At 42.9% G+C, this 23,556-nt stretch carries 24 protein-coding genes; all 24 read right to left on the bottom strand.

Annotated elements, in window-relative coordinates:
• Nucleotides 1-15 precede the first annotated feature (15 nt).
• Nucleotides 16-1,164 carry a flagellar biosynthesis protein FlhB gene (gene flhB, locus G590_RS0101195; RefSeq protein WP_022763840.1) on the bottom strand — a complete coding sequence of 383 codons (1,149 nt, stop codon included), beginning with the start codon at nt 1,162-1,164 and terminating at the stop codon, nt 16-18.
• A complete protein-coding gene (locus tag G590_RS0101190) occupies nt 1,139-1,924 on the bottom strand; it encodes a flagellar biosynthetic protein FliR (protein ID WP_022763839.1) in 786 nt (261 codons plus the stop codon). Before G590_RS0101190 ends, flhB begins: the two co-directional genes overlap by 26 nt.
• A gap of 9 nt (nt 1,925-1,933) precedes the next feature.
• A complete protein-coding gene (fliQ, locus tag G590_RS0101185; protein ID WP_022763838.1) occupies nt 1,934-2,206 on the bottom strand; it encodes a flagellar biosynthesis protein FliQ in 273 nt (90 codons plus the stop codon).
• 20 nt (nt 2,207-2,226) lie between these two features.
• The gene (gene fliP, locus G590_RS18000; RefSeq protein ID WP_022763837.1) at nt 2,227-3,171 is read right to left on the bottom strand and encodes a flagellar type III secretion system pore protein FliP; all 945 of its coding nucleotides are present in this window, start codon (nt 3,169-3,171) and stop codon (nt 2,227-2,229) included.
• Nucleotides 3,172-3,507, bottom strand: coding sequence for a flagellar biosynthetic protein FliO (locus G590_RS0101175; protein WP_022763836.1), 336 nt, complete (start codon nt 3,505-3,507; stop codon nt 3,172-3,174). It abuts the gene before it with no gap.
• 16 nt (nt 3,508-3,523) lie between these two features.
• The gene (fliY, locus tag G590_RS0101170) at nt 3,524-4,768 is read right to left on the bottom strand and encodes a flagellar motor switch phosphatase FliY (protein WP_022763835.1); all 1,245 of its coding nucleotides are present in this window, start codon (nt 4,766-4,768) and stop codon (nt 3,524-3,526) included.
• A 4-nt stretch (nt 4,769-4,772) separates the two neighbouring features.
• The gene (gene fliM, locus G590_RS0101165) at nt 4,773-5,756 is read right to left on the bottom strand and encodes a flagellar motor switch protein FliM (protein WP_022763834.1); all 984 of its coding nucleotides are present in this window, start codon (nt 5,754-5,756) and stop codon (nt 4,773-4,775) included.
• Between the two features lie 42 nt (nt 5,757-5,798).
• Entirely contained in the window at nt 5,799-6,341 is a 543-nt protein-coding gene (locus G590_RS0101160; RefSeq protein WP_022763833.1) for a flagellar basal body-associated FliL family protein, read from the bottom strand.
• Nucleotides 6,342-6,359: 18 nt separating this feature from the next.
• Nucleotides 6,360-7,193 carry an OmpA/MotB family protein gene (locus G590_RS0101155; RefSeq protein WP_022763832.1) on the bottom strand — a complete coding sequence of 278 codons (834 nt, stop codon included), beginning with the start codon at nt 7,191-7,193 and terminating at the stop codon, nt 6,360-6,362.
• Nucleotides 7,193-7,996: a motility protein A gene (locus tag G590_RS0101150; protein ID WP_022763831.1), complete on the bottom strand. Its 804-nt coding sequence runs from the start codon at nt 7,994-7,996 to the stop codon at nt 7,193-7,195. Before G590_RS0101150 ends, G590_RS0101155 begins: the two co-directional genes overlap by 1 nt.
• Nucleotides 7,997-8,029: 33 nt before the next feature.
• A complete protein-coding gene (locus G590_RS20965; protein ID WP_022763830.1) occupies nt 8,030-8,200 on the bottom strand; it encodes a flagellar FlbD family protein in 171 nt (56 codons plus the stop codon).
• Nucleotides 8,201-8,575: 375 nt separating this feature from the next.
• The gene (locus G590_RS0101140; protein ID WP_022763829.1) at nt 8,576-8,842 is read right to left on the bottom strand and encodes a hypothetical protein; all 267 of its coding nucleotides are present in this window, start codon (nt 8,840-8,842) and stop codon (nt 8,576-8,578) included.
• A gap of 165 nt (nt 8,843-9,007) precedes the next feature.
• Nucleotides 9,008-12,007 (bottom strand): flagellar hook-basal body complex protein, encoded by a 3,000-nt coding sequence (locus tag G590_RS21795; RefSeq protein ID WP_022763828.1) that lies wholly within the window; start codon nt 12,005-12,007, stop codon nt 9,008-9,010.
• Nucleotides 12,008-12,144: 137 nt separating this feature from the next.
• Nucleotides 12,145-12,570 carry a TIGR02530 family flagellar biosynthesis protein gene (locus G590_RS0101130; protein WP_022763827.1) on the bottom strand — a complete coding sequence of 142 codons (426 nt, stop codon included), beginning with the start codon at nt 12,568-12,570 and terminating at the stop codon, nt 12,145-12,147.
• A gap of 24 nt (nt 12,571-12,594) precedes the next feature.
• Nucleotides 12,595-13,287 carry a flagellar hook capping FlgD N-terminal domain-containing protein gene (locus G590_RS20265; RefSeq protein ID WP_022763826.1) on the bottom strand — a complete coding sequence of 231 codons (693 nt, stop codon included), beginning with the start codon at nt 13,285-13,287 and terminating at the stop codon, nt 12,595-12,597.
• Between the two features lie 26 nt (nt 13,288-13,313).
• Nucleotides 13,314-14,813 carry a flagellar hook-length control protein FliK gene (locus G590_RS0101120; RefSeq protein WP_022763825.1) on the bottom strand — a complete coding sequence of 500 codons (1,500 nt, stop codon included), beginning with the start codon at nt 14,811-14,813 and terminating at the stop codon, nt 13,314-13,316.
• A 156-nt stretch (nt 14,814-14,969) separates the two neighbouring features.
• Complete coding sequence (locus tag G590_RS0101115; RefSeq protein ID WP_022763824.1) at nt 14,970-15,926, bottom strand: methyl-accepting chemotaxis protein; 957 nt, start codon at nt 15,924-15,926, stop codon at nt 14,970-14,972.
• A gap of 16 nt (nt 15,927-15,942) precedes the next feature.
• Entirely contained in the window at nt 15,943-17,001 is a 1,059-nt protein-coding gene (locus G590_RS0101110; protein WP_022763823.1) for an FIST signal transduction protein, read from the bottom strand.
• 161 nt (nt 17,002-17,162) lie between these two features.
• Nucleotides 17,163-18,122 (bottom strand): hypothetical protein, encoded by a 960-nt coding sequence (locus G590_RS17980; protein ID WP_051142103.1) that lies wholly within the window; start codon nt 18,120-18,122, stop codon nt 17,163-17,165.
• Nucleotides 18,123-18,581 carry a flagellar export protein FliJ gene (locus G590_RS0101100; protein ID WP_026493831.1) on the bottom strand — a complete coding sequence of 153 codons (459 nt, stop codon included), beginning with the start codon at nt 18,579-18,581 and terminating at the stop codon, nt 18,123-18,125.
• Between the two features lie 12 nt (nt 18,582-18,593).
• On the bottom strand, nt 18,594-19,952 hold the full coding sequence (gene fliI, locus G590_RS0101095) for a flagellar protein export ATPase FliI (RefSeq protein WP_022763822.1): 1,359 nt from the start codon (nt 19,950-19,952) through the stop codon (nt 18,594-18,596).
• 12 nt (nt 19,953-19,964) lie between these two features.
• A complete protein-coding gene (locus G590_RS0101090) occupies nt 19,965-20,840 on the bottom strand; it encodes a FliH/SctL family protein (RefSeq protein ID WP_022763821.1) in 876 nt (291 codons plus the stop codon).
• Entirely contained in the window at nt 20,833-21,870 is a 1,038-nt protein-coding gene (gene fliG, locus G590_RS0101085) for a flagellar motor switch protein FliG (RefSeq protein WP_022763820.1), read from the bottom strand. Before fliG ends, G590_RS0101090 begins: the two co-directional genes overlap by 8 nt.
• A gap of 30 nt (nt 21,871-21,900) precedes the next feature.
• Nucleotides 21,901-23,520, bottom strand: a complete 1,620-nt coding sequence (fliF, locus tag G590_RS0101080) for a flagellar basal-body MS-ring/collar protein FliF (RefSeq protein WP_022763819.1) — start codon at nt 23,518-23,520, stop codon at nt 21,901-21,903.
• Nucleotides 23,521-23,556: the final 36 nt, after the last annotated feature.

Genomic DNA, 23,556 nt, shown 5'->3' with positions numbered 1-23,556 from the left:
TTAATTGTTTCTTCTTCATACCTTACCCTGTAAGTGATAAACGTAAGCCAGAACTTCAGCTACAGCCTTATAGAGTTCAGGCGGAACCATTTCGCCAACCTCGACATTTGCATAAAGCATACGGGCAAGAGGTTTGTTCTCTACAATTTCAACCTTGTTATCCTTCGCGATCTCTTTTATCTTCTGTGCCAGATAATCAGCACCCTTGGCAACAACTATAGGTGCATCTGCTTCATCGGCGTCATACTTAATAGCCACAGCATAATGAGTAGGGTTCGTGATGACAACGTCTGCCTGAGGGAGCTGCTGCATCATTCTTCGCCTTGACGCCTCCATCATCCTACGTTTCTGAGCGCCTTTGACCTGAGGATCTCCTTCAGAGTTCTTGTACTCATCCTTGACCTCTTTCTTGGTCATCATCATATCCTTGTTAAACTTTCTTCTCTGATAGATGAGGTCAATGAATGCTATAACCATATAAGCAGCAGCAATCCTGAATCCCAGATCAATTATAAGATTTCCCATAAGTCCGATTGCCTGCTTAAGGGGCATATCATATAACAGGAAAAGAGATTCCGTTCTGCCTGTGAAAAACGAAAAAATCACCGCACCCATAACAACGAGCTTAAGTATTGACTTGCCCAGATCAAAGAGCTTTCTTGCGGAAAAGATCTTTTTCATACCGCTTATGGGATTGAGCTTACTAAGCTTGGGCTGGAGCGGTTTCGAAGTAGGCTTAAACCCGACCTGTACCAGGTCAGAAACAAAAGCAATTATAAATGCAACTATAAAAAACGGAGCAGCGATCAGTAACATAGTGATGATCGCATTTGTGAGGATACTCCTTATATAAGCAATAGGGAGCATTCCGTCGTAAGTTCTCGCTACATTCGGAATATTGTTGTAGACCCTTTCAAAAAGTGTCTGGAAATTCTCTCCCATAAAGGGATAAATTACTCTGATAATGACAAACAGCGCAAGTAAAGTAAACGCAGTGGCAATTTCCTGACTCTTTGCCACCTGCCCTTCTTTTCTTGCGTCGTCAAGCTTTTTAGCGGTTGGTTGCTCGGTCTTTTCAGCACCGTTTGCATCCTCAGCAAAAAACTGCAGATTATATTTAATTAAAAGGCCATCAGTATCAGCCGCTCTGCATGCTGTATACAAACTGCTGTATCATCTCCTTCATGTTGATATAAATAAAGTTCGAAGCATCAGATAGCATTGTCACAGTAATAAACATTATTGCAAGACCAACAACTATTTTTATCTGAATACCCACAGAGAACATGTTCATCTGTGGAGAAACCTTGGCCAGAACTCCAAGAATAACATTGGTTATAAAGGTAATAATAAATATCGGAAGACAAATTCTGAATCCTATGACTATATAATCCTTCATAAAATTCAGCATCGTATTAAGCATACGGTCAGTATTTATTACAGCACCGTTTATGGGTATAAGGGTAAAAGAGTCAACCAGCGCCCTTAAAATATACTGATACATTCCGGTTATTATCAAAGCGATGGTAAGATACTGAGAATAAAGCGAGCCGGTAATTGTAACCTGCTGGCTTGTAGCCGGGTCCATCATTGAAACCATCGACAGACCGATTTGCATATCCACAACGCTTCCTGCAAAAGAAGCAATCTGTTGGCATAGCGTAACTGCAAAGCCGATCAAAAGGCCAACCATTACTTCTTTTAAGACAATGACCGTATATCCTGCAACAGTGTTGTAATTCGGAGGATAAAAAGGAACAGCTCCGTATAAAAGCACCGATAGAAGCAGCCCATAGCCAATCTTGACCAAATTGGGCGTCTGCCTTCCTCCGAAAAATGGGCATACAAAGATGAAACTCATTATCCTCATGACGATAAGAAGATATACTTCAAAATCGCCGTAGCTAAAGGTATGATTGATCATCCTGCACTCCTAGCGTACATATTTTGAAAAATCCGACCAAAGATTTGTGATATAACCGGAAAGCTCTGTCATCATCCAGTTTCCCAGGAGCATGATCATCAAAAACACTCCGATAACCTTTGGCACAAATGTAAGTGTCTGTTCCTGAATAGATGTAACGGTCTGAAAAATAGATACAACCAGACCTATTATCATTGAAGTAAGAAGCACCGGAAGCGACATTCGTATTATGAGCATCAAGGCTTCCGAAACTATTCGATTAATATCCGCCAGTGAGATCATTATGCGCTCCCTTCTGTTCACTAATAGAACGATTTGACAAGGTTACCGATAATCAAGCTCCATCCGTCCGCAAGAACAAAAAGAAGTATCTTGAACGGAAGCGATATGGTGGTAGGCGGCAGCATCATCATACCCATACTCATAAGTACCGATGCAACAACCATGTCGATTACGATAAACGGAATATATATAAGGAAGCCTATAATAAAGGCTGTCCTGAGTTCGCTGACTATAAAACTTGGAACCAGCACCACATTGGGAATGCTCTCCAGTTCTCCATCCCAATCCAAGCCATCAATCTGCATAAAGAGTTTTACGTCTTTAATCTGGGTCTGGCCATACATAAACTGTCTGAAGGGCTTCATAACCTCTGTGAAAAACTCCTGTTGCTCCATATCGCCGTTTTCAAAAGGAATCACAGCTGTGTTATAAGCCTCTGTCAAAGTGGGCTGCATGATAAAAAGTGTCATAAACAAAGCAATCCCAATCAATACCATATTGGGAGGCGATGTCTGTGTACCTATGGCTGTACGGGTAAAATGAAGTGCGACGATGATCCTGGTAAAGGACGTCATCATTACAACAAGTGTGGGCGCGAGCGAAATAAGCGTCAGTGTAATGAGGATCCTCAAGGATCCATTCAACATACCGTTTCCGTTGTCATAGGTAATAGTCACAGTATTGGCTATATTAAGCTTTTTAAGATCATCCGGTGTTTCTGCCGACCCCGGATCTGTAATGTTTGTCCTCTCATCCTGCGTGCCTGTAAGATTGGAATCTCGGTCGACGGTAGGATCAGTGGGCGTTGTATCACTTATTATGTTCTCTGTCGCATGAGACGTAAGGGGAATAGAAAATGCTAAAAAGGAAAACATGGCAAGACAGGCAAGGGCTGACACCAGCCCTCTCCTCAAAAGATACATTATCTCTTTGTTAAAAATCCCAGCTCCCCTGTTCTTACCCATTTACTTCTTTTTATCACCCTTAATCTTTTCAAGGATCTCCTTGAAACTCATATTGTTTTCAGGATCATCTTCCTTGATAATCAGGTCCTCCTTGGATAATTCTCCTAAGTTTGTGATCTCATCCTTGCCAACACCGATAGCTACGTACTTCCCACCGATACGAACTATCTGAATATACTTGGTGGTTGAGATTCTCGCAGTTTCGATAACTTCAATGTTACCTGAAGCTGTCTTTTCCTTCTGGTATCCTGCCATCCATTTTGTAAAAAAATATGTGACAGCCAGAACAATCACGAATATAACGAGCATAGATATAAGCTGTAAATAAGAATCCATAGTCTATGCTCCTATCTTACTGAACAATCTCGGTCACACGAACGCCAAAACTTTCTTCGATTACTACTACTTCGCCCTTTGCTACGAACTTGCCGTTAACCAGAACATCTACAGGCTCACCTGCAACTTTATCAAGCTCTATGATAGTACCGGGTGCAAAGTCCAGGATATCCGCAATAGGCTTGGCTGTTCTTCCCAGCTCAACTGTAACTTCAAGCGGAACATCCTTGATGATGCCTATGTTCTCACCGCCTGCCATAATGGTTGTTCCGCCGGCAAAGGTCTGGAACTGAGCAGGTTGAATATTCATATTCATCATCTGAGGCGCCATCTGCATCTGCGGCATCGCCATCTGCATCTGTGGCATTGCCATCTGAGGCATAGGTCCCGCAGCCATCATTGACGGATCCATTCCCGGCATAGGCTGTGGTGCAGCAGCGGGCATCGGTTCAGGTGCCGGTGCAGGAGCAGGTGCCGGAGCGGGCTCAGGTTCTGAAGAACCGGCATCACCGGTAATAACCGTATCTTTAAGAGTCTTGGCAAAATCAATAGGATACAACTGCATAAGAGTTGAATCCACAAGATCTCCAACCTGCATCTTGAAGGAAATCTTAACGAAAGTTCCCGTCAGGAATTCAGCGATATCTGAAGGATCATCATTAATCATATCAAGAAGAGTAGCCTGTGGCGGGCTGATATCAACCTTCTGATTGATCATGGTGGAAAGTGATGTGGCAGCAGCACCCATCATCTGGTTCATTGCCTCGGAAATAGCTGATAACTGCAGCTCACCGATTTCACCGTCCGTATTGGTTCCGTCACCGCCCATCATGAGGTCGGTGATAACCATAACGTCATGTTCCTTCAAAATAAGGATATTGGTGCCATCAAGACCAACCGTGTACTTGATCTGAATAAATACACAAGGCCTCTCATAGTTATTGATGACGTTCTCCCAATTGGCAAGTTCTACCTGAGGTGTTGTGATATTAACCTTCTGGTTAACAAGGGAATACAGCGTCGTAGCTGAAGATCCCATACTGATGTTGGCAACCTCACCAATTGCATCTTTTTCAGCATCATTCAAAAGAGACTCATCAATTCCACTTCCACCTGCCGGCGCCGTAGCGGCAGCAGCCTCAGCAGGAGCCTCCATCCCCGAATCAACAGGAGCATCTGCAGGTGCAGCGTCGCCCCCACCGGATGTATCCATACCGGCCAGCAAAGCATTAATTTCGTCCTGAGATAACATTCCATCCATGCTCCTACTCTTCCTCCTCTCTTACAACCGACGTAATACGTACGGCATATTTGTCTTTTGCGGTACCGGGCAACGCCGTGAATTTGTAGATATTGCCCACATATACCTGCATATCTGTATTAACTCTGTTATCAAGCCTTATGATGTCTCCGGCTTGCAGATGAACAAAATCATTTACCGAAACATTGCATCTTCCAAGAACTGCTTTTACAGGAACATCCACATGCCGCACCATAGTCTCCAGGTGTTCCTCGTAGTCCTCTTCTGCATTCTTTTGCATTGTTGAGAACCAGAACTTGGTGTTCAGCTTGTCCATAACACTCTCTAAAGTGAAATACGGAAGGCAGACATTCATTAGACCTTCTGTATCGCCAATCTTTATATTAAGTGTTACGATGGCGATCATATCAGTCGGTGATATAACCTGAGCAAACTGAGGATTGGTCTCAATTCTCTCCATTACCGGATTGATGGCAACAACGTTCTGCCACGGTTCAACCATCAGCTGCATACAGATGGTTACCAGCTTCTCAATCAGTGGCATCTCAATGTCTGTAAAGGGCCTTGGCTTATCAAGTCCGTTTCCTTCACCCCCAAGCATTCTATCTATGAAGGAAAATCCAATATTGGCCTGAAGCTCCAGAATAATTGTTCCCTGCAATGGCAAGAAGCTGATTACTCCGAGAATAACCGGGTTACTCAGCGCATTTGAAAACTCAGAATATGTAACCGTCTCAGAGTTAGCAACCGATACAGTAACGTTCTTACGCAGGTAAAGCGGCAATGTTGTGGACAAAAGACGCCCATAGTGTTCGTAGATCATCTCCAGAGTACGAAGATGCTCTTTTGAGAACTTGGCCGGACGTTTAAAGTCATAATCCTTGACCTTCTTTTCGTCCGAGGCCTGCATCTGGTCCACATCAAGCTCACCGGTACTGAGTGCTGACAACAGGCTATCTATTTCGCTTTGTGACAGTACTTCACTCAATGTTTAGTCTCCTTAACAAAATCTCTTTTCATAAAACCTATATCAAGAATAAAGAACGCTTGAGAAGCTGATGTCATAAATAAAGTTTGAATTGAACATCGCCTGAACATTCTCAAGGATAGTTTCTCTTGCAACTGCATCCATTCCGCCCTGAAGTTCTTCCATCGTATAACTTGCAAGCGTATTGGTTATCTCTGACTTAACAACCTCTTTGACGTTAGCAAGATTCTCTTCTGTTCCGAGAGTCGCATAATCTGCACTTGCCTTGTTCATCGAGAACACCACTTCAACTACCATGTAGTGCGCTTTGCCGTCTTCGCCGGGCTTAAGCGCAATTGTCAGCTTCTCATCGCCGGTAAATCCCCATGTTGCCATATCTGTTACAGCAACAACTCCTGATGCCGAACCTGAGAATCCTCCGGTATTGCCGCCGTTTGCCTCAAGTTCAAGGGCAGCAGCTATATCAGAGATAAGCTTGGCTGTCTGTGAATTGGTGGTCATGACACTAAGCATCATAAAACCTGTCATGCCGAGGTTAACTACTAGAAGTGCAAGGATAATGATTGATAACAAATTCTTTTTCATAAGTGTTAGTCTCCTTGTTTAGTATGAACCGCTTAAAGGATTGTATATCTTTATCTCAACTCTTCTGTTACGAGCTCTTCCCTCATCAGTGGAATTGTCAGCAATAGGATCGTACTGGCCTCTTCCTGTATGAACAATCTTGGAAGGATCAAGGTTTGTATGCTCAGTCAGATAGTAAAAGACCGAAAGCGCTCTTCCGGAACTGAGCTCATCATTGTTGGCATATTTGCCGCCGCCAGACATCGGTATGTTATCCGTATGTCCCTCAATATCAATGGTGCCTCCGGCATATGCCTCCAGTATCTGTCCCACTTTGTCAATTACAGGGATTGCATCTTCCTTGATCTCTGTCTTACCTGAGTCAAACAGAATTGAACCCTGTATAGTAAGTTCAACATACTGGCTTGTATAATTCAGCGATACCATATCATCTATCTCGCCTTCATCAAGAGCTTTCTCTATCTTCTCGGCGAGCTCTGCGGATGCTTCAAGCTGCTCTGCCTCAGCGGCATCCATAAGTTCTTCCTGGTCCATATCCCCGACAGCCTTTTCATTCTCGTCGGAATCCTCACCGGATTGCGCAAGTCCCATGGAAGTTACATATGCGGATAACTGATTGAGCTGTGAAACGCCGTCTCCTATCAGTGCGCCTTGACCTATAGCCATTTCACCACCTGAGAATACGCTAAAAGCCTGGCTGAAGGATGCTGCTACCTCTTCGAATTTAGCCGCGTCCATATTGGCCATGGAGAAAAGCAATACGAAGAAGCAAAGCAGAAGGTTCATCAGGTCTCCAAAGGTACCCTGCCACGCCGGCAAGCCGGGTTTTATTTCTTCTTGCTTTTTTGCCATTATTCTCCGCCTCCATCGCCACTGCCGTTCTCGGCTTCATAAGCAGATCTGTCTGCAGGTGACAGGAAGGATTTAAGCTTCTCTTCAGTAACACGCGGGTTTTCACCTGCCTGAATAGAAAGAAGTCCTTCTATAATGATGCTCTTAACCATATATTCTGCGTTGCTACGAGCTTTAAGCTTATTCTCTGCAGGATAACAGAACCAGTTCGCAAGAACCGAGCCATAGAATGTTGTAATGAGGGCAACCGCCATGGACGGTCCGATAGACGACGGATCCGACATGTTCTGAAGCATCAGAACCAGTCCGAGAAGGGTACCGATCATACCCCAGGAAGGACCCATACCTGCAACATCGCCAAAGAAAGAATAGTTCTCTTTATGTCGCTCAGCCATAGCATCGATCTCAGCTTCAAGAATACTCTTAACAAGCTCAGGCTCAGTACCGTCAACTATCAGCATAACGCCTTTTTTCATGAAGGCATCTTCCAGGTTGCCGGCTGCTTCTTCAAGAGCAAGAAGTCCTTCTTTTCTCGCCGTATTGGAAAGATCAATAATGCTCTTTATAACAGACTTGGTATCATCTTTCGGCATTTTGAAGATAAGCGTATAAGATTTGAGTCCGCTGATAAAGCTGGGCATACTTCTCGAACCAAGAACCGCCATGAAAGCACCACCGAAGGTGATCATCGCAGACGGAGCATCCAGGAAGTACTGAACACCCGCAATTCCTGCCGAGAACACAATACTCAGGATCATGAAAACGAAACATAGTCCTACACCAAGCAATGTAGCAATATCCACAACATTTCCTCCTTTGAGAATTTATTGTATGTATTATGAATTGATCAGCTTGTATATCTCACCTATATCTTCTTTTACCAGAACCTTCCTTCCAGACTGCAAAACCAAGACTGTATCCGGATTTCCTTCAACAGTCTCGATCATGTCTGGATTGATCAATATTTTCCTTGTGTCCAGTTTGGTAAGTTCAATAATCCTACTCATAATTTCACGCTTTTAGAAAAATTTCACCACAAAATGAAATTTTATTTCCGCCTATATTAATTTTACCACTCATTTTGCGCAAAATCAGCTATTTTTGTTCACAATTTGGACATATTTGTAACATAATTTCACGTTCGGGATCGAATAATGAAATATTATTCTAAGACATCCTTATCCCCCACCAACTCATCCGTGACATACCACAACATATACTTAGGCATAGTACTAGATATTGTGGTATTAAAAACATTGTACCACTTTTCCATGTAGAAAACAGTATTAATTTGGTAAAATTTTTCTTTAATAAATATAAGAAAAAGAGCCGGAAACTCCGTTTACGGAATTCCCGACTCCAAGTCTTACATAATCATTTAATTATTTAATGATCTTAATGCCACCGATAAGTGGTACAGGCTTCTCTTCCTGGTTGATTGCTGCGATAAGTCCAAGAATCCAGCAAACTACCATAAAGAGGCTCCAGATTGTTCCTACGATAGGAATAACTCCGAGAAGTGAAAAAAGAGTGATAACCAGTGCCTGGTTAAGGTGGAACTTAGCACCCTCTTTGTCACCTGCTGCAAAAGCAATAATAAGGCCGATCAGTGAAAGATAAGCCACAATGCTTGTTGTTTTAGCGTCCATACTCTCCTCCTTAATAATTTGTAAAAAAATGTCACAGTGATTAGACTACCATGTATTATTGTTACCTGCAAGCGAATATTTTGTGTCCAAAATAAAAAAAATAATCCCCTTGGAACGGACGTATTCCAAGGGGAATGATTTATTGATGGATTGTGCCTTTTAATATTATCTCTTAAGGTTTGTAAGCTCCTCAAGAAGTGTATCTGATACTGTGATGATACGGCTGTTTGCCTGGAAACCACGCTGTGTTGTGATCATCTCTGTGAACTCTCTTGAGAGATCTACGTTTGACATTTCCAGAACACCGGTATTCATGTAGCCACCATCTGTTGTGATATCCTGAATAGTTGCCTCACCTGAGTTAAGTGTTGATGCATAGAGGTTATCGCCCTCTTTTGAAAGACCTGATGCATTGGCAAACTCTGCTGATGCAATCTGTCCAAGGAGCTTCGTCTGGCCGTTTGAATATGTTGCGAAGATCTGTCCGTCAGTACTTACGTTAACACCGTTCATCTCACCAACCGCACGACCTGTGTTAAGGGACTTCTTGTCACCCTTTACAGCCTTGATTGTAGATGCACCCTGTGTATTGTAGTTAGTAACTGTTGAGAAATCTACTGTCAGTCTTCCGGGGATTGCTTCTTCACCGTCATTGGACTGCTTCTGATAACCAAATGCCTCATTTCCGGGGATTGACTGATCAAATACCAGATCAACAAGACCTGTGGATTTTCCGTTAGCTGTTGTAAGAGCACCTGTAGCAGGATTGAACTTAAGCTGTACTGTCTGTGTTCCTGTAGTAAGTGTAATACTTCCGTCTGCGTTTATTGAATATGTTCCGTCTGTACCGTAAGCATCAGCATCTTCATCAGTTACCTTATAAACTTTACTGAGAAGTCCCTTATATTTTCCCTCAGCTGTTGCAAGCAGATCACTGATATTGCCGGAATTTGGAAGATCTGTCCATGCTACAGTATCAGTTTTTGTTACATATGTAACAGAACCGTCTGAAGCCTGCTGTGTTCCATAATTCGCATTGATCTGAGGCTGAGCTTCCATTGTCTGATAGATTGAGATCTGTCCGTTTGACGCTATGGAAACCTGATAATTTGCTCTGAATTTTGAAGCATCAAGTCCATAAACATCATTCAGGAACTGAGCATTATAATCTCCAACTGTCTTCTCTGTGCCCTTAAGAACATATGCTGAATAGTCTTCAGAGTTTGTATAAACTGCGCCGAGTTCTGATGCTGCTCTTGCAGGGAAAGCTGTCTCATTGGCTGTAAGTCTTCTTGTAAATGCCTGTCCTGTATATAAAACATTTGAAGTATCTGCTACTTTCTCAGGCATAGTTTTGTAGAAACCGATGCCGTCAGTTCCGGTTAATGTATTTATTCTGAAGTAAGTATATCCGCCATCAGTCATGTAGTTGTTCAACTGAGCAACTTTTACATCGTCAGCAGCACCATCAGCATATGAAATTGCACCTGCTGCTTTAAGAGCCTCTGCCATCCGGAGCTTCTGAGTATCATCAAGGCTGCTGTATGAAAGTACAACATCTTTTTCAATTCCTGTAATTGTACCAATCTGCGCAGCACTAACAGCCTCTGTCGTTGTCGCATCGGAAAGCTTTGATCCATATACTGTAAGCTGTCTGTCTGTTGTAAGCTTGCTCTTATCAAGACCTGAATATGTGAAGAAGATTTCCTCATCATAGTCTGCATAAGCCTGTGTTGCCTCAAGATCGGTAAAATCTGTGTAATACTTTGACAGATCAGATTTTGAAGTCTCTTTTGCAGTAGCTGTTGTCTCAATGTTTGGAGCAGCATAAATTGTGAAACTGTCGTCGCCACTTCCGTTGCTTGTAAATACATAGTCATAATTGGCATTGGTATATTTTGTTAAATCAGCATCAGTAACAGTTGTTGTTGCGCCCTGATCTCTGTATACATTTTTGAGAGTAGTCTTAAGCGCTGTGCTGAGTTTAGATACACTGTCACTTGTATTTGTAGGCATGAGATAAGCTTTGCCGGTACCGTTTTTATCAACGTAATAGTTCATACTATTACTTGTGTTATATGTGTATCCGTTGGGCTTAGCTGATCCGCCGTCAACTTCCTGATCATAAGTAATTGTAAGTGTTCCGCTTGTGGCATCAATTGTATAAGGCGATGTCTTGGAATATCCCAATGTTCCGTCATTTACGTCTTTATCAGAAATGTTATAAACTTTCTGAAGAAGTCCGGCATATGAAGACCTGCTGGAAGTCATAAGATCAGCAAGTGTTCCGGATGCAGGTACACCTGAATACTCTGTAGCGCCTGCAAGGAGATTTACAGTTGATGTTGTTGCTCCTACAACTACCTCATATGCTGGATCAACAGTAGCTTCGGAAGGCTCTGTTGTACCAAACTTAACACCGGCCATTCTCTCTGCGCCGATGGAATTTCCGTCAGAATCAATGATATCAGTAAGCTGAATTGAGAAGAGGTGATCTGTTCCTGTATCCTTAAGTGTAAACTTACCGGTGTAGAGATATCCCTTGTTGTCATAGAACTCAAGAGTTATTGTCTTACCATCATCAGATGTTACGTTTGTGTCGTTGTCATCGATATTTCCACTGTAAAGAGCCTGTGTTGTAGATGCAGGTGAATATGTAGAGTTTCCTGCACTCATGATCTGAAGCGATGAAAGTCCACCGTTTCTGTTAATCTTAATCTCACCGGTCTCTTTATCTTCCTGAGCAACCCATCCCTGAACCAAATATCCGTTTGACTGCATAGCAAGGTTTCCGGCACCGTCTACATAGAAGGAGCCGTCTCTTGTGTAGAGATTCTCTTTTCCGTTGTTAACAACGAAGAAAGATTTTCCTGTGATCATGATATCAAATGGGTTGTTTGTTGTCTGAGTAGCACCCTGAGACTCAATTGCTGTTGCAATCGCGCCACTCTTTGCACCAAGACCGATCTGACGAGCATTAACACCACCCTTTGTAGCTGTTGCGCCGGATGCTGTCTGTGTTGTCTGATACATAAGATCTGAAAATGTGATTGACTGGGATTTAAAAGAAGTTGTATTTACGTTAGCAATGTTGTTACCAAGTACGTCCATCTTGGTCTGATGTGTGCGGAGTCCCGCTACACCAGAATAAAGTGATCTCATCATAAGGCATTGTCCTCCATCAAATTAAAACTGCGACTTCGGACGAAGCTTTTGCGGATAAACCCGGCAGTCTGTCCGGATTTAAAAGATTTCCTGGCAGGTCAGGGCACGTCCACCCATTTTGACCTGCTTCGGTCCAATCATGCAATAACTGCTCCGTCGATATTTGTGAATACGTTGCTTTTGTTTTCTGTCTGATCCATTGCTGTCACTACTGTGCTGCTGGGTACATTTACTATAAATGCCAGCTGATCAACCAGGATAAGTGAATCCTTAATGCCCTTTTCCATGGCTTCTTCTCTTCCATGCGAAAGTCTTTGCATCTGATCCTGTGTAAGCTCTATGTTTCTCATGCTCAATCTGTTCATGGCATGCTTAGAAAACTTAACAGCTCCTTCACTGTTAATATTATCGGCACCATCTTTGATTTTATTTAGAACAGATGCAAAAGAATTTTCTCCTGTAGGCAAAGAATTGTTTTCTTTGCCTACTTTAGGAGTTTTAGGATTCAAAAACTGATCCTGGACCTGTCCTATTGACATATACTGACGATCATCCATTATCATTTTTCTGTCCTCCGGTAGCTTTGGTTATGCCTTTTCTGCAAAGGTCCTGTGAGTGTCACCTCTGATGTCATCGATACGGTTTACATACTGAAGAAGTGCTGTAACATAATTCTTATCCATCATGCCCTTAGCTCTCTCCTCCATGTTCTCAGTGTAGTACTGATACATGGTATCGATTGTAAGTCCATGATCCTCTTCTGTTACCAGGTCAAGGCTGTTTGGAAGCTTGTCAATTGCCTTCTGGAAGTCTTTTACCGCTTCAACAGCTGAAGTATAGTTAGGGTCAAGAACCTGAGCCACATCGTCGATGTCGTAGTTTGTTCCGTTAATGTTCAGGTAAGCTTTGTTTCCGCTGTAAGTGACAAAATCAACAACACCTTCAACCTCAGTTGTCGTTCCGGTATCCGGATTGGTCTGGCTGACAACAACCGTCTTTCCGACCATCTCAGATGCTCTGGAAAGCGACATCGCATTGGCCATATTGGAAAGCTGCTCAACCTGTGTAAACGTTGCATACTGTGAAATGTATTCAGTGTTGGATGTCGGCTCCAAAGGATCCTGATATTTCATCTGCGCTACAAGGATCTGCATGAAGGCATCTTTGTCATAGCCACTAGGGGCAGTCTTAGACGCTGCTTCCTGCTCTTTAGTCTTTATCCCTGAATTTATTACTTCACCATTCTTTATAATTGCTTCTACTGAATTAATATCTGCCATAATGACCTCTTTTTCCTGAGCTTCAGTTACGCACTGAAGTCAACCATATTACCATTTGCTGCCATCATTTGAAGCGCTATTCTTTCAGCATCGCTCTGAGCTTCGATAGTCTCATCTTCATCAAGCTCTCCAAGGTTTATCCTTCTGAGGGGCTTAACCTTTCTCTCTGCACCCGCTTCACCGCTCTGTCTTTCATTACCCTGTTCAAGATTCTGCTCGAAACCGTGGCTTGCGATTGTAACTTCGATTGAAGTAACCTTTATACCCTGCTCATCAAACTTCTGCTGAAGCTGTACCATCTGTGCTTCAACAGCCTCTTTTACCAATGTATTCTGTGCTGTAAACTTAGCTACTATTCCGTCTTTACCACTGGTTAAAAGAATATTTACATTACCGAGACTTGCGGGATGGAGCTGAAGTTCCATTGATGTCTCTTCTGCTTTTGCTGAAATGGTTATCTTTTCAGTGATCTGTCTAATAATGTTTTCCATCTGTGCTCTGTCCGTGTAGGAAACCATATCCGTTCCGTCCACTTTGACAGCAGCATCTGCGATATTATTCATTACCTGATTGAAAAGATTTGATGACTCTGCGCCATTGTTAAGAGAATTTTTGTTACCGCCTTCCTTTGAACCATTTGTGGTAATCTCGACTTTCTTCTCTTCAACCATTGGCCGGTCTGTGAACGCCTCTGACTGTGGTGCACCGGTCTTTGTGTTCTTGTCTGTATTAACGAAAGCTTCTTCACCGGTTGCGGTCTTTACGTTTTCGTTAATTTCATCTTCAGGCTCTGCTTCGACTTTTGCATTAAGATTTCCTTCAATGACTTTTCCAAAGTCCTCTTTAGCATCTGATATGCCTGCCTGAAGTTCTTCCTCTGACAGATCGAACTCATTCATAAGTTCGTCCTTCATACTTTCTGCACCCTCCATGAGGTCCTGCAATGAAGTATATATGTCAGTGTCTGTTATAAGATCGATTGTCTCCTCCTGGCCGCTTATCTGAGTGAGCATCTGAGCTATGTTAGCCGGATTCAAAAGATCTACTGCCATGAGGCCAAGTATCTGCATCGCATTTACTACATCATCCTCTGAGATGTTTAGTTCTTCTGCGAATTGAGCTACAAGCTCTTTTCCTGCCTCATTTATGGCTTCCTGCAGCTTTGTGTCAGCTTTTGCGCCTTCCGTTTCATCTATCACAGTATTTGTATTGTTATCTTCAACGCTGTTTGTTTCCTGTAAATCAGCTTTTGTGATTTCTGTCTGTCTGTTTTCATCAATCTTTGTAGTAGAAGTATTTGCCTTAACCTGTTTTGCGTTATCCAAAGACTGATTTGCCTGTTTCGATACATCCGTTGTCTTATTCTGGATCATTGTATCTGATACCTTGTTCAGAACCATGTCAAAACTGCTGTTTACTGCTCTTGATGCATCTCTGACTGTTGTGACATTTGAAACGCTTGTGGCTGCAGTGCCCTGTACCAGGTAAGCTGCCATTGTGCTCACCATATTATTTGCACTGCTCATCAAAACCCTCCTTCCATATTCTATTTTTTATGGGCATACATACTCCGCCCATAATCTTTCGTTAAATATATCGGAACATACAGAAATAACTTTAGCTTTACGCCAAAATTTCTTTTAACAAAAAGGCGCCTTAAACGGCGCCTTTTAACACTCTGATCACTTGTTTTTAACAATCGGAGGAATCTGTGATACAAGATTATCGATATGTTCGAACACACTGCTCTTTGTGGTTCCCAGTGCATTTACTCTGTCGAGCTGGTTAACAAGTGCGTCGTATTTGTTGTTTATATCATTGAAGCTGTTTCCAATCCTGGAGAGTTCATCGGATGCAGTATCTGCTGTATCTGAAATCTCCTGCTGTACTGCATTGGCACCATTGGCACTCTCGATGATCTCAATAAACGTATCTTTGGTCTCGTCTACTTCTTTAAGGCTTCTGTCCATAGCATTTATTGAGTTCTCCATGCTGACTGAAAGCTTCTCACTTTCCTGTCCGGCTGCATCAATTGAAGCATTTACCTGACTGATCATCACTTTGATCTCATCGGCAAGTTCCCTTACCTCAGTTGCAACTACAGCAAAGCCTTTTCCTGCAGCTCCTGCTCTTGCAGCTTCAATTGAAGCATTAAGCGCAAGAAGATTTGTCTGAGTTGCAATTCCGATGATCTTTTTCATGTAATCCGAAATCTGATCAACAGCACTCTTGAAGTTTTCAAAGCCCTGTGCCATTTCATCAAAGCTCGCTCTTACCTCATTTGAGCTTGACTTGAGTTCTTCAACCTTATTCTGGGCATTTTCAACACTGTTAAGAATGTTGACTTTAACGTCCTCGAATTTGGAAGCACTTTGATTAACAGCATCAAACATTTCATTGAAAGCATCCATCTGCTCTCTAAGCTGCGCATTGCTTTCAATAACCGCTCCAACCGCTTCTCCCATATCATGTATTTCAGTCAGAGAATTCAGTTCGTTCTGAACGAGCTCTTTCTGAAAAACTTCTATTGAATCAGCAATATAGATAAGAGATTGCAATCTCTCACTATCATCTTTAACCTCTACCTTGGGCTGATTTTCCACAGTTTCATTCTTTTTCTTAAAAATATCTGTAAGCATATCCATTCTCTCCTTATTATTCGAATACAACACAGGTCATTGTCTGATTAACAAATTGCGAATTGTAATGCTCACCGAATCCAATGAGCCCACAGGAGGTGCCAAGGGTAGCTATTTTGCCCAGATAGGAATTAAGTTCACCTCTTTCCTTCAGAACCAGATAGCGGAATATACAGTTAACCGAATATACACCGGAAATCTTATTAAAGTCATTCTTTATCTTATCGATTGTAGCCTGCGCAACTTCCATAGGATCACGCATCTCAAGGATTGTTAAGATATCGGAGTCATTGATCTGTCTGTAACAGATAAGTCCGGAGCCTGCCACGTCCTTGATAGAAACGATACATACATCATTTCCGATCATCTTTCCAAGAGGATTCTTAAAGGTCTGATTTACGATTTCCTTATCTGTAGAAGTATGTGTAAGATCCATATATACCTGCTTAGCTGAACGGCCATTGAGTTCGCCAAGATAGTATTTTGCTTTATCCGTCTTGGATGCGATAAGCTGTGTGTTATCTCTTGGAACATAGATATTTTCCTTATATGTCTTAACTCTTCCGCCTTCGTTGCGGATTACGGCATAAGTCATTGCATCCTGATAAATCTTACCATTACAGGAAACTTTTCCGGCATCACCTGTTGCTCCCATGATCTGAAGATTGTATTTATCAACAAGTCCACGTAGAGTTGTAAGAACCGCAGCATCATTTCCAGTACAGAAGTCGATAATAGCTGTATTTTCGCTTCCCGGTTTTACCTTTTTTATATCTTCTTCAAGTCTGCCGATATATCTTGCAGGCATTGTAGAAACACTCTCAAGAATACCTGATGCGACCGTTACGCCCTCAGAAAATGCCATTACGGAAACGCCATTTTCCAGAATTGATGCATCATATCCCATACCGACACAGCCGATGCTCGGAACGCCGGGGAATAACTGTTCAACATCTGCAACCGCTTTTTCAAAGCTGTCTGCACTACAGGTAAAGACAATCAGTTTAGGCTTACTAAGCCCGGATACCGCTTCTTTCACATTACATGATGCGCTTTTTCCATAGAACATTTTCATGAGGCTTTTCTCCTTTTTTGAAATAAAGTTTTCCTTTATTAAGTATATCTGTTAATAGTCAATATTACATTAAACTATGTATGAAAATTTCATAAACAAATTCACTATGTACAAAAAAATCCACCATCAAAGCTGATGGTGGATATATCAATTTATACAATTTAACCTGTAACCTTAGTCGTCTTCTGCTCAAGCGCATTAGGTTCAAGAAGTTGTGTCAGCTTGGCAGCATTGGGTTCTTCCATAGCAGCCAGGATATCGCCTCTGTTTTCAACAGACATCTGTGCCAGGATTCTTGCAACAAGCTCTATCTGGTTCTCTGTTACCATTTCGTCAAAGATCTTGGCCGCACTCTTTGCCTTCATTCCCGAATAAGTAGTTGCGAAAGCCTTTATAGCCGCATCATCTACGCCGCCCTGAACAACACTTCTGTAAATCTCAGCAGCTGTATCGGGATCAATCTCCTCATAGTACTGCCTGTAATTTGCTGCGTCAGGAGCATTTTCACCGTATACCACTTCGTTGTAAAATTTCTCTCGCTCCTCATAAAACTCTTTTTGCTGAAGTTCAAAAGGGGCAAGTCTTGTAACTTCAGCTTTTAATTTCTCGTTTTCTGTAGAAAGAGCACTGTTTTGCTCCATCTCTGACTGAAGGGCCTGTTCCAGTCTCTTAATATATGCAAGAGCATCCTCCATAGTTTCTAAAGAGCCTGAAGTTGTTCCATCACCGGAGACATCTGTTACTGTTATATCCTGAGTGTCAGTACTGCTTGAAGACTTCTTCTCATAAGAACCCTCAGGAAGGATCCAATTAACATACGGAACATCCTTAAGAATCGGAGCAAGTACATCCGAGCCAAAGCCGCCAACATCAAGCTTTACAAGAAGCACCATGATTGCCAGCCATATGAGAATTATCAGGAATGTAATTACCAGTGTTGCAAGCCCTCCGGCATTATCTCCGTTAATCTCCGCAGCTCTGTCGGCAAACTCTCTTTCCTGCTCCTTTTGTGCCTTAACCTGTTCTTTAAGCTTTTTTCTGTATTCTTTTTTGTCAGCTTTTAGCTTGGCCTTGGCCGCTTTAGGGTCTTCAGGTGTATTTAATAAATTAGTATCAGCCATTTATTCCTCTTCCTTTTGTTTTTGTCCGTAAGTAAAGCTTGTTCGCTGATCGTTTTCTTTTGCTTCTTCCTGCTTCTGCTCCTCAAGGTACTCTGAAAATGCTCTGTCTCTAAGAGTCTCCTGCATCTTTCGCTCCTGGATGTTCCTGGTCAGTTTGATCCTCACCTGTTCGACGCGGTCTTCATACTGTTTGATCACTCCCGCCTGATGTTTGATCATTACATCCATCTGCGCAGTCGCATACTGATTATCCAGAATCTCCTGGAGTTTTAAGCTGTCATCATTTCTTAGCTCTTCTGCTTCTCTAAGATAATTCTCTTTTCTTGTTATGTATTCCTCAAGAATATCAAGCTGCTTGTTGAGCTCTGCCTGTGCTACAGCGAACTCCATCTTGGTCTGGTTTTCTGTCTGCTGCTTGATATTGAGGACACTTTGCATTTTGTAGACAAACCTTGCCATAAATCAAGCCTCTTAATCTCTGAATATACCAAGCAGCTGATTTCTGATATCCTCAAATGTGAATTTCTCGTCCGTCTCCTGTGTCAGGAAAGCATTTACCTGATCTATCTTCGATATCGCATAATCAATGTTTTTGTTGGCGCCGCTTCTGTATGCTCCGATATTTATCAGATCTTCCGCATCATTGTAGGTTGCAAGAACAGTCTTGAGCTTACCTGCAGCTTTTTTGTGTTCCGGATCAGCTATGGCAGACATACATCTTGAAATGCTGGCCAGTACATCTATGGCCGGATAATGATTCTTTTGAGCAAGCTTTCTGTTAAGAACAATATGCCCGTCAAGGATACCACGTGCAGTATCCGTGATCGGCTCATTCATATCATCGCCGTCTACAAGGACAGTATAAAGACCTGTGATTGACCCCTTTCGGGATCTTCCTGCTCTTTCAAGGAGCTTGGGCATTTCGGCATATACAGACGGAGGATATCCTCTTGAAACCGGAGGTTCTCCGCTGGCAAGACCAATCTCTCTCTGAGCCATTGAAAAACGGGTAAGCGAATCCATCATCAGAAGGACATCCTTACCTTTATCTCTGAAATACTCAGCAATCGAAGTGGCAGTTTTGGCGGCCTTAAGTCTCTCAAGCGCAGGCTTGTCAGAAGTAGCACAGACCACTATGGATCTCTTCATACCTTCCTCGCCCATATCTCGCTCGATGAATTCGCGCACCTCTCTTCCACGCTCCCCGATAAGGGCTATAACATTTATATCGGCCTGAGTATTTCTTGCAAACATACCAAGAAGTGTGGATTTTCCGACACCGGATCCGGCAAATATACCGATACGCTGTCCTTTACCCACAGTAAGAAGACCATCTACCGCTTTTACGCCAAGAGGAAGCACCTCTGAAATAGGGTCTCTGGTCATGGGATCCGGTGGCTGATTCTCGACAGAGTATGCCACGCCTCCTTCAAGCTGTACACCCTGGCCATAGTTTGTTCCGTCTATCCTGCCAAGGCCGTCCAGAGTCTTCCCCAAAAGTCCTTCACCAACATTTACTCGAAGCGGTGAATCCGTATTTTCTACAATGCTTCCGTTACCGATACCGCTGGTATTCTCATAAGGCATCAATTGGACATGACCGTCCTTAAAGCCTACAACCTCCGCCATAGAAGGTTTTACAACACGGTCTGTTATAGGATCGTCTGTCTTTTTCTTGGGATAAATAAGGCATATATCTCCAAGCTTGGCATCCGGTCCGGCAGACTCGATGGTAAGACCGATAACATTGACCACCTTACCTCTTGTGCGGTAAAACGGTGCATTTTGCATCTTTTTGTATTTTGACAAATCAACCGAACTTATAAGCATATTTATCCGCCTTTATCTTCGTTTTCTGTCAAAAGAAAGGAGCTTAAGTTTCCTTGTGATTTCTGAAAGTTCAACGCCCAGGCTGCAGTCAAATACACCGCTGTCTGATTCTATCATGCACTCATTTTCCTTAAGGAGCGGATCCTCAATTATCTCCATGCTAGTATTGGGCGATGTGATGCAGGCATCCAGCTCGTCCTTCTGATCCATGACATCATCGTAATCATCAGATGAAATATGGACAATGAGATCGTTGCCGGTTTCGATCCTGGAAAGAGTTGTCTTCAAAAGATGAAGGATTATTCCCTTATCTTCTCTAAGTTCAATATTAAAAACATGCTCATAGATCTGTGTGAGTACATCCACCATTTCAGGCTCGAGCTCGTCGACTATCTGCTGATACTCTTTTTCCAGATCTTCGCGCTGCTGTTCATAGTCTGCCTGGAGCGCCTGGGCAGCTGCAACACCTTCCTGATATCCTGCATCATAACCTTCCTGATGTCCTTGCTGCTGAGCGGAAGCCATAATCTCCTGAGCCTGTTGATGAGCATTGTTTATTATCATATCAGCCTGTTCCTGAGCCTGCTGGAGCTTAAGATCAATCTCAGCCTGCATTGCTTCCATATCAAATTGAGGATCAGGAACTGATTCCAGCATGCTCTGATCCTCTGTTAGCTGCGATAACTGCTCCATATCGATGCCGGGGATAAAATCATCCCCTTCACCACCGTCATAGGAGGGCTCATCCGCGGCCATCTGAGCCCTTTGTTTCTTTAGTTCAAGCTCCTGAAAAGCTTCTATTTTTTGATTAGCCAGCTCGTTACTGTCTATGATCCTTGCTTCAGACTGATCATAGCTTACGAAGCCAGCTTTAAAAAGATTAGACAACTAGTTCATCACCTCCACCTCTGGAGATTACGATCTCACCGGAATCCTCGAGCTTTCTGATTACATTTACAATCTTCTGCTGAGCTTCCTCAACATCCTTCATACGCACAGGGCCCATGAAGTCCATATCTTCCTTGATCATAGCAGCCAGACGCTTGGAGAGGTTGTTGAAGATAGCTGTCTGTACCTGCTCGGTAGCACTCTTACATGCAAGAGCAAGATCAGAGTTCTCAACCTCACGCAGCACTCTCTGAATGGATCTGTCGTCCAGAAGAAGAACATCCTCGAATACGAACATCTTCTTTCTGATCTCGTCGGCAAGCTCCGGCTCTTCGATTTCCAGAGTCTCCATAATGTGTTTCTCTGTTGCTCGGTCTACGGTGTTGAGGATTTCTACTACAGCGTCCACACCACCGATGATTGTGTAATCCTGGTTTACAAGTGATGACAGCTTTGATTCCAATACCTTCTCTACCTCTTTTATCGTATCCGGACTTGTTCTGTCCATTGCTGCTATACGCTTTGCAACATCAGCCTGTCTGTCAGGCGCAAGAGCAGAAAGGATCATAGCGCTCTGAGCCGGAGACATATATGACAAAATAAGGGCAATTGTCTGCGGATGCTCATCCTGAATGAATGTAAGGATCTGCGAAGGTTCAGTCTTTCTGATAAACTCAAAAGGCTTAACCTGAAGTGAAGCAGTGAGCTTACTGATAACATCCAGAGCCTTATCCTCACCGAGAGCTTTTTCAAGAAGCTCTTTGGCATAGGTGATACCACCTTCTGCAATATACTGCTGTGCAAGGCAAACTCCGTAGAACTCTTCAAGAACTGCCTCTTTTATCTGAGAAGTTACACTTCTCGTATTGGCAATCTCCAGAGTAAGCTCCTCTATTTCTTCTTCCTTGAGATGCTTAAATATGGCGGAGGATTTTTCCGGTCCCAGTGCGATCAGAAGAATCGCCGCTTTTTGTGTCCCCGTAAAATCGGCGGTTAAGGCATTTCCACCGGTTTCTTCCATGTCCATCATAGTTTCATTACTCCCCTTTAAAATTTCTAATTAAACGAAGTCCTCATTGAGCCAGTTCCTGAGAAGTGTAGCCGCTGCTTCCGGATTCTCGTCAACAAACTTCTCGATAAGTCTCTTGGTCTCCGATCCCTGATCCATCTCGATATCACTGAGAATCTCTTCCGGCTGTGACTCAAGAAGCTGTTCAACAGAAAGCTCTTCCGGCTGCTCCGGAACTTCCTCTGTCTTCTTGCTGGTCCACATGCTTCTGATGATGATGAATGCCAGAAGTGCAAGGATTACAAGAATGAGTACAATCTGAAGGACATCGGTTACAGTAACAGCATTGGCTGTTCTGTCGAAAAATACATACTCCGTATATGCTGCCATTGCGACATTTTCAGACGTTATTCCGGTGGCCTTGGATACTACATTTATCATCTCCGGCGGAACTTCCATGACTATAGGTTCTGTATTATTTACCTTAAAGTCATTCCAGGTCATGTTTTCATGTTCTTCGGCTTTGTAATCCTCTTCTTTCATAATGGCATAATTGATAGCCGTGACAGAAATTGAAGACTCGTCATATTTGATACGCCCCGGGACGTTGGTCTCTGTAGTTATCTTCTCATTCGGAAGGTAATCCCTTGACTCCTCGGTAATTGAAGAAGTTGAATTGGTATTATCCTGTGTTACGTATGTAGTCTCATCCTCTGCATTCGTATCAGTTCCGGGAATTCCGCTTATTCCACTGACATTCTCAGCGTTGTATGTATCTTCATGGCTGAGAACACCCTGAGTCTGATCCTCCGCAGGAGTGTATGTATGCTCTGTAGTTTCTTTATTGCTGAAATCCATTACCAGATTGCTGGCAACTTCTATATTGTCATAGAGCTTGGTTCCGAGAAGAACCTTTTTAACCTCACCTTTTACAATCTGTTCAGCCTTGGCCTTGGCAGAAAGCTGAGTTGTTGCAAGGCCTGCAGTTGTCGTATCTTCTCCTCCGGAAAAGAGCATGTTGCCCGCCGAATCCATTATGACAATGTTATCGGTGTTCTCGTTACCTATGGCAGAAGCCACCGCTCTTGCAAGATATGCTGCATTATCCTCATCAAACTTGCCGTCCTCTTTCATAGTCAAAAGAATCCACGCATGAGCCTGCTCTTTATTGCCAATAAGGGTACCGTCGTTATCAGGAATGTTCAGCTGTACATTTGCTCTCTCCACAGCATCAAACTTTGACAGAAAATCCTGCTCAAGTCTTGATTCCAGATAGAGTACGTATTTCTTTTGTTTGTCTGATTCAGTTGTTGAAAAGCTTCCGTTGGTGACATTATCGATACTGTAAGCATAGGACTGAATGTCGTTTGCTCCCAGCAGCAGACTTGCTGACGCCTGATCCTTCTTTAGAACTCTAAACTCAAGTCCATCGTCTGACATTTTATAATTTATAGAATCAGAATCAAGAAGGTCTCTTATCTCAGAAGCCTCCTTGGTAGATTGGGCAGTAGCCAATAAAACATATTGCGGTTGGTTAAGTACAGACACCAAAATAATGATGGTCAATAATACAACCGTGCTGGCACCTATGATCAAGGTTTTCTGCCTGGCTGTAAATTGGTTCCACCAGTCGAGAATTTTCTGCCAAATAGCTCTTACTCTTTCAGGCATTTATTCTCCCTCCCCTCTATAAATGAAGCTATCGCG

The sequence above is a fragment of the Butyrivibrio sp. XPD2006 genome (genome assembly GCF_000420865.1).
Taxonomy (GTDB): Bacteria; Bacillota; Clostridia; order Lachnospirales; family Lachnospiraceae; genus Butyrivibrio.
This window is presented reverse-complemented; position numbering and strand designations above follow the sequence as displayed.

Excerpts from the sequence above, each read along its gene's own strand:
- G590_RS0101190 (WP_022763839.1), bottom strand. The coding sequence starts at position 1,924 with ATGATCAATCATACCTTTAGCTACGGCGATTTTGAAGTATATCTTCTT.
- fliQ (WP_022763838.1), bottom strand. The coding sequence starts at position 2,206 with ATGATCTCACTGGCGGATATTAATCGAATAGTTTCGGAAGCCTTGATG.
- fliP (WP_022763837.1), bottom strand. The coding sequence starts at position 3,171 with ATGGGTAAGAACAGGGGAGCTGGGATTTTTAACAAAGAGATAATGTAT.
- G590_RS0101175 (WP_022763836.1), bottom strand. The coding sequence starts at position 3,507 with ATGGATTCTTATTTACAGCTTATATCTATGCTCGTTATATTCGTGATT.
- fliY (WP_022763835.1), bottom strand. The coding sequence starts at position 4,768 with ATGGATGGAATGTTATCTCAGGACGAAATTAATGCTTTGCTGGCCGGT.
- G590_RS0101160 (WP_022763833.1), bottom strand. The coding sequence starts at position 6,341 with ATGAAAAAGAATTTGTTATCAATCATTATCCTTGCACTTCTAGTAGTT.
- G590_RS0101155 (WP_022763832.1), bottom strand. The coding sequence starts at position 7,193 with ATGGCAAAAAAGCAAGAAGAAATAAAACCCGGCTTGCCGGCGTGGCAG.
- G590_RS20965 (WP_022763830.1), bottom strand. The coding sequence starts at position 8,200 with ATGAGTAGGATTATTGAACTTACCAAACTGGACACAAGGAAAATATTG.
- G590_RS0101140 (WP_022763829.1), bottom strand. The coding sequence starts at position 8,842 with ATGGACGCTAAAACAACAAGCATTGTGGCTTATCTTTCACTGATCGGC.
- G590_RS21795 (WP_022763828.1), bottom strand. The coding sequence starts at position 12,007 with ATGATGAGATCACTTTATTCTGGTGTAGCGGGACTCCGCACACATCAG.
- G590_RS0101130 (WP_022763827.1), bottom strand. The coding sequence starts at position 12,570 with ATGATAATGGATGATCGTCAGTATATGTCAATAGGACAGGTCCAGGAT.
- G590_RS20265 (WP_022763826.1), bottom strand. The coding sequence starts at position 13,287 with ATGGCAGATATTAATTCAGTAGAAGCAATTATAAAGAATGGTGAAGTA.
- G590_RS0101120 (WP_022763825.1), bottom strand. The coding sequence starts at position 14,813 with ATGAGCAGTGCAAATAATATGGTGAGCACAATGGCAGCTTACCTGGTA.
- G590_RS0101115 (WP_022763824.1), bottom strand. The coding sequence starts at position 15,926 with ATGCTTACAGATATTTTTAAGAAAAAGAATGAAACTGTGGAAAATCAG.
- G590_RS0101110 (WP_022763823.1), bottom strand. The coding sequence starts at position 17,001 with ATGAAAATGTTCTATGGAAAAAGCGCATCATGTAATGTGAAAGAAGCG.
- G590_RS17980 (WP_051142103.1), bottom strand. The coding sequence starts at position 18,122 with ATGGCTGATACTAATTTATTAAATACACCTGAAGACCCTAAAGCGGCC.
- G590_RS0101100 (WP_026493831.1), bottom strand. The coding sequence starts at position 18,581 with ATGGCAAGGTTTGTCTACAAAATGCAAAGTGTCCTCAATATCAAGCAG.
- fliI (WP_022763822.1), bottom strand. The coding sequence starts at position 19,952 with ATGCTTATAAGTTCGGTTGATTTGTCAAAATACAAAAAGATGCAAAAT.
- fliG (WP_022763820.1), bottom strand. The coding sequence starts at position 21,870 with ATGATGGACATGGAAGAAACCGGTGGAAATGCCTTAACCGCCGATTTT.
- fliF (WP_022763819.1), bottom strand. The coding sequence starts at position 23,520 with ATGCCTGAAAGAGTAAGAGCTATTTGGCAGAAAATTCTCGACTGGTGG.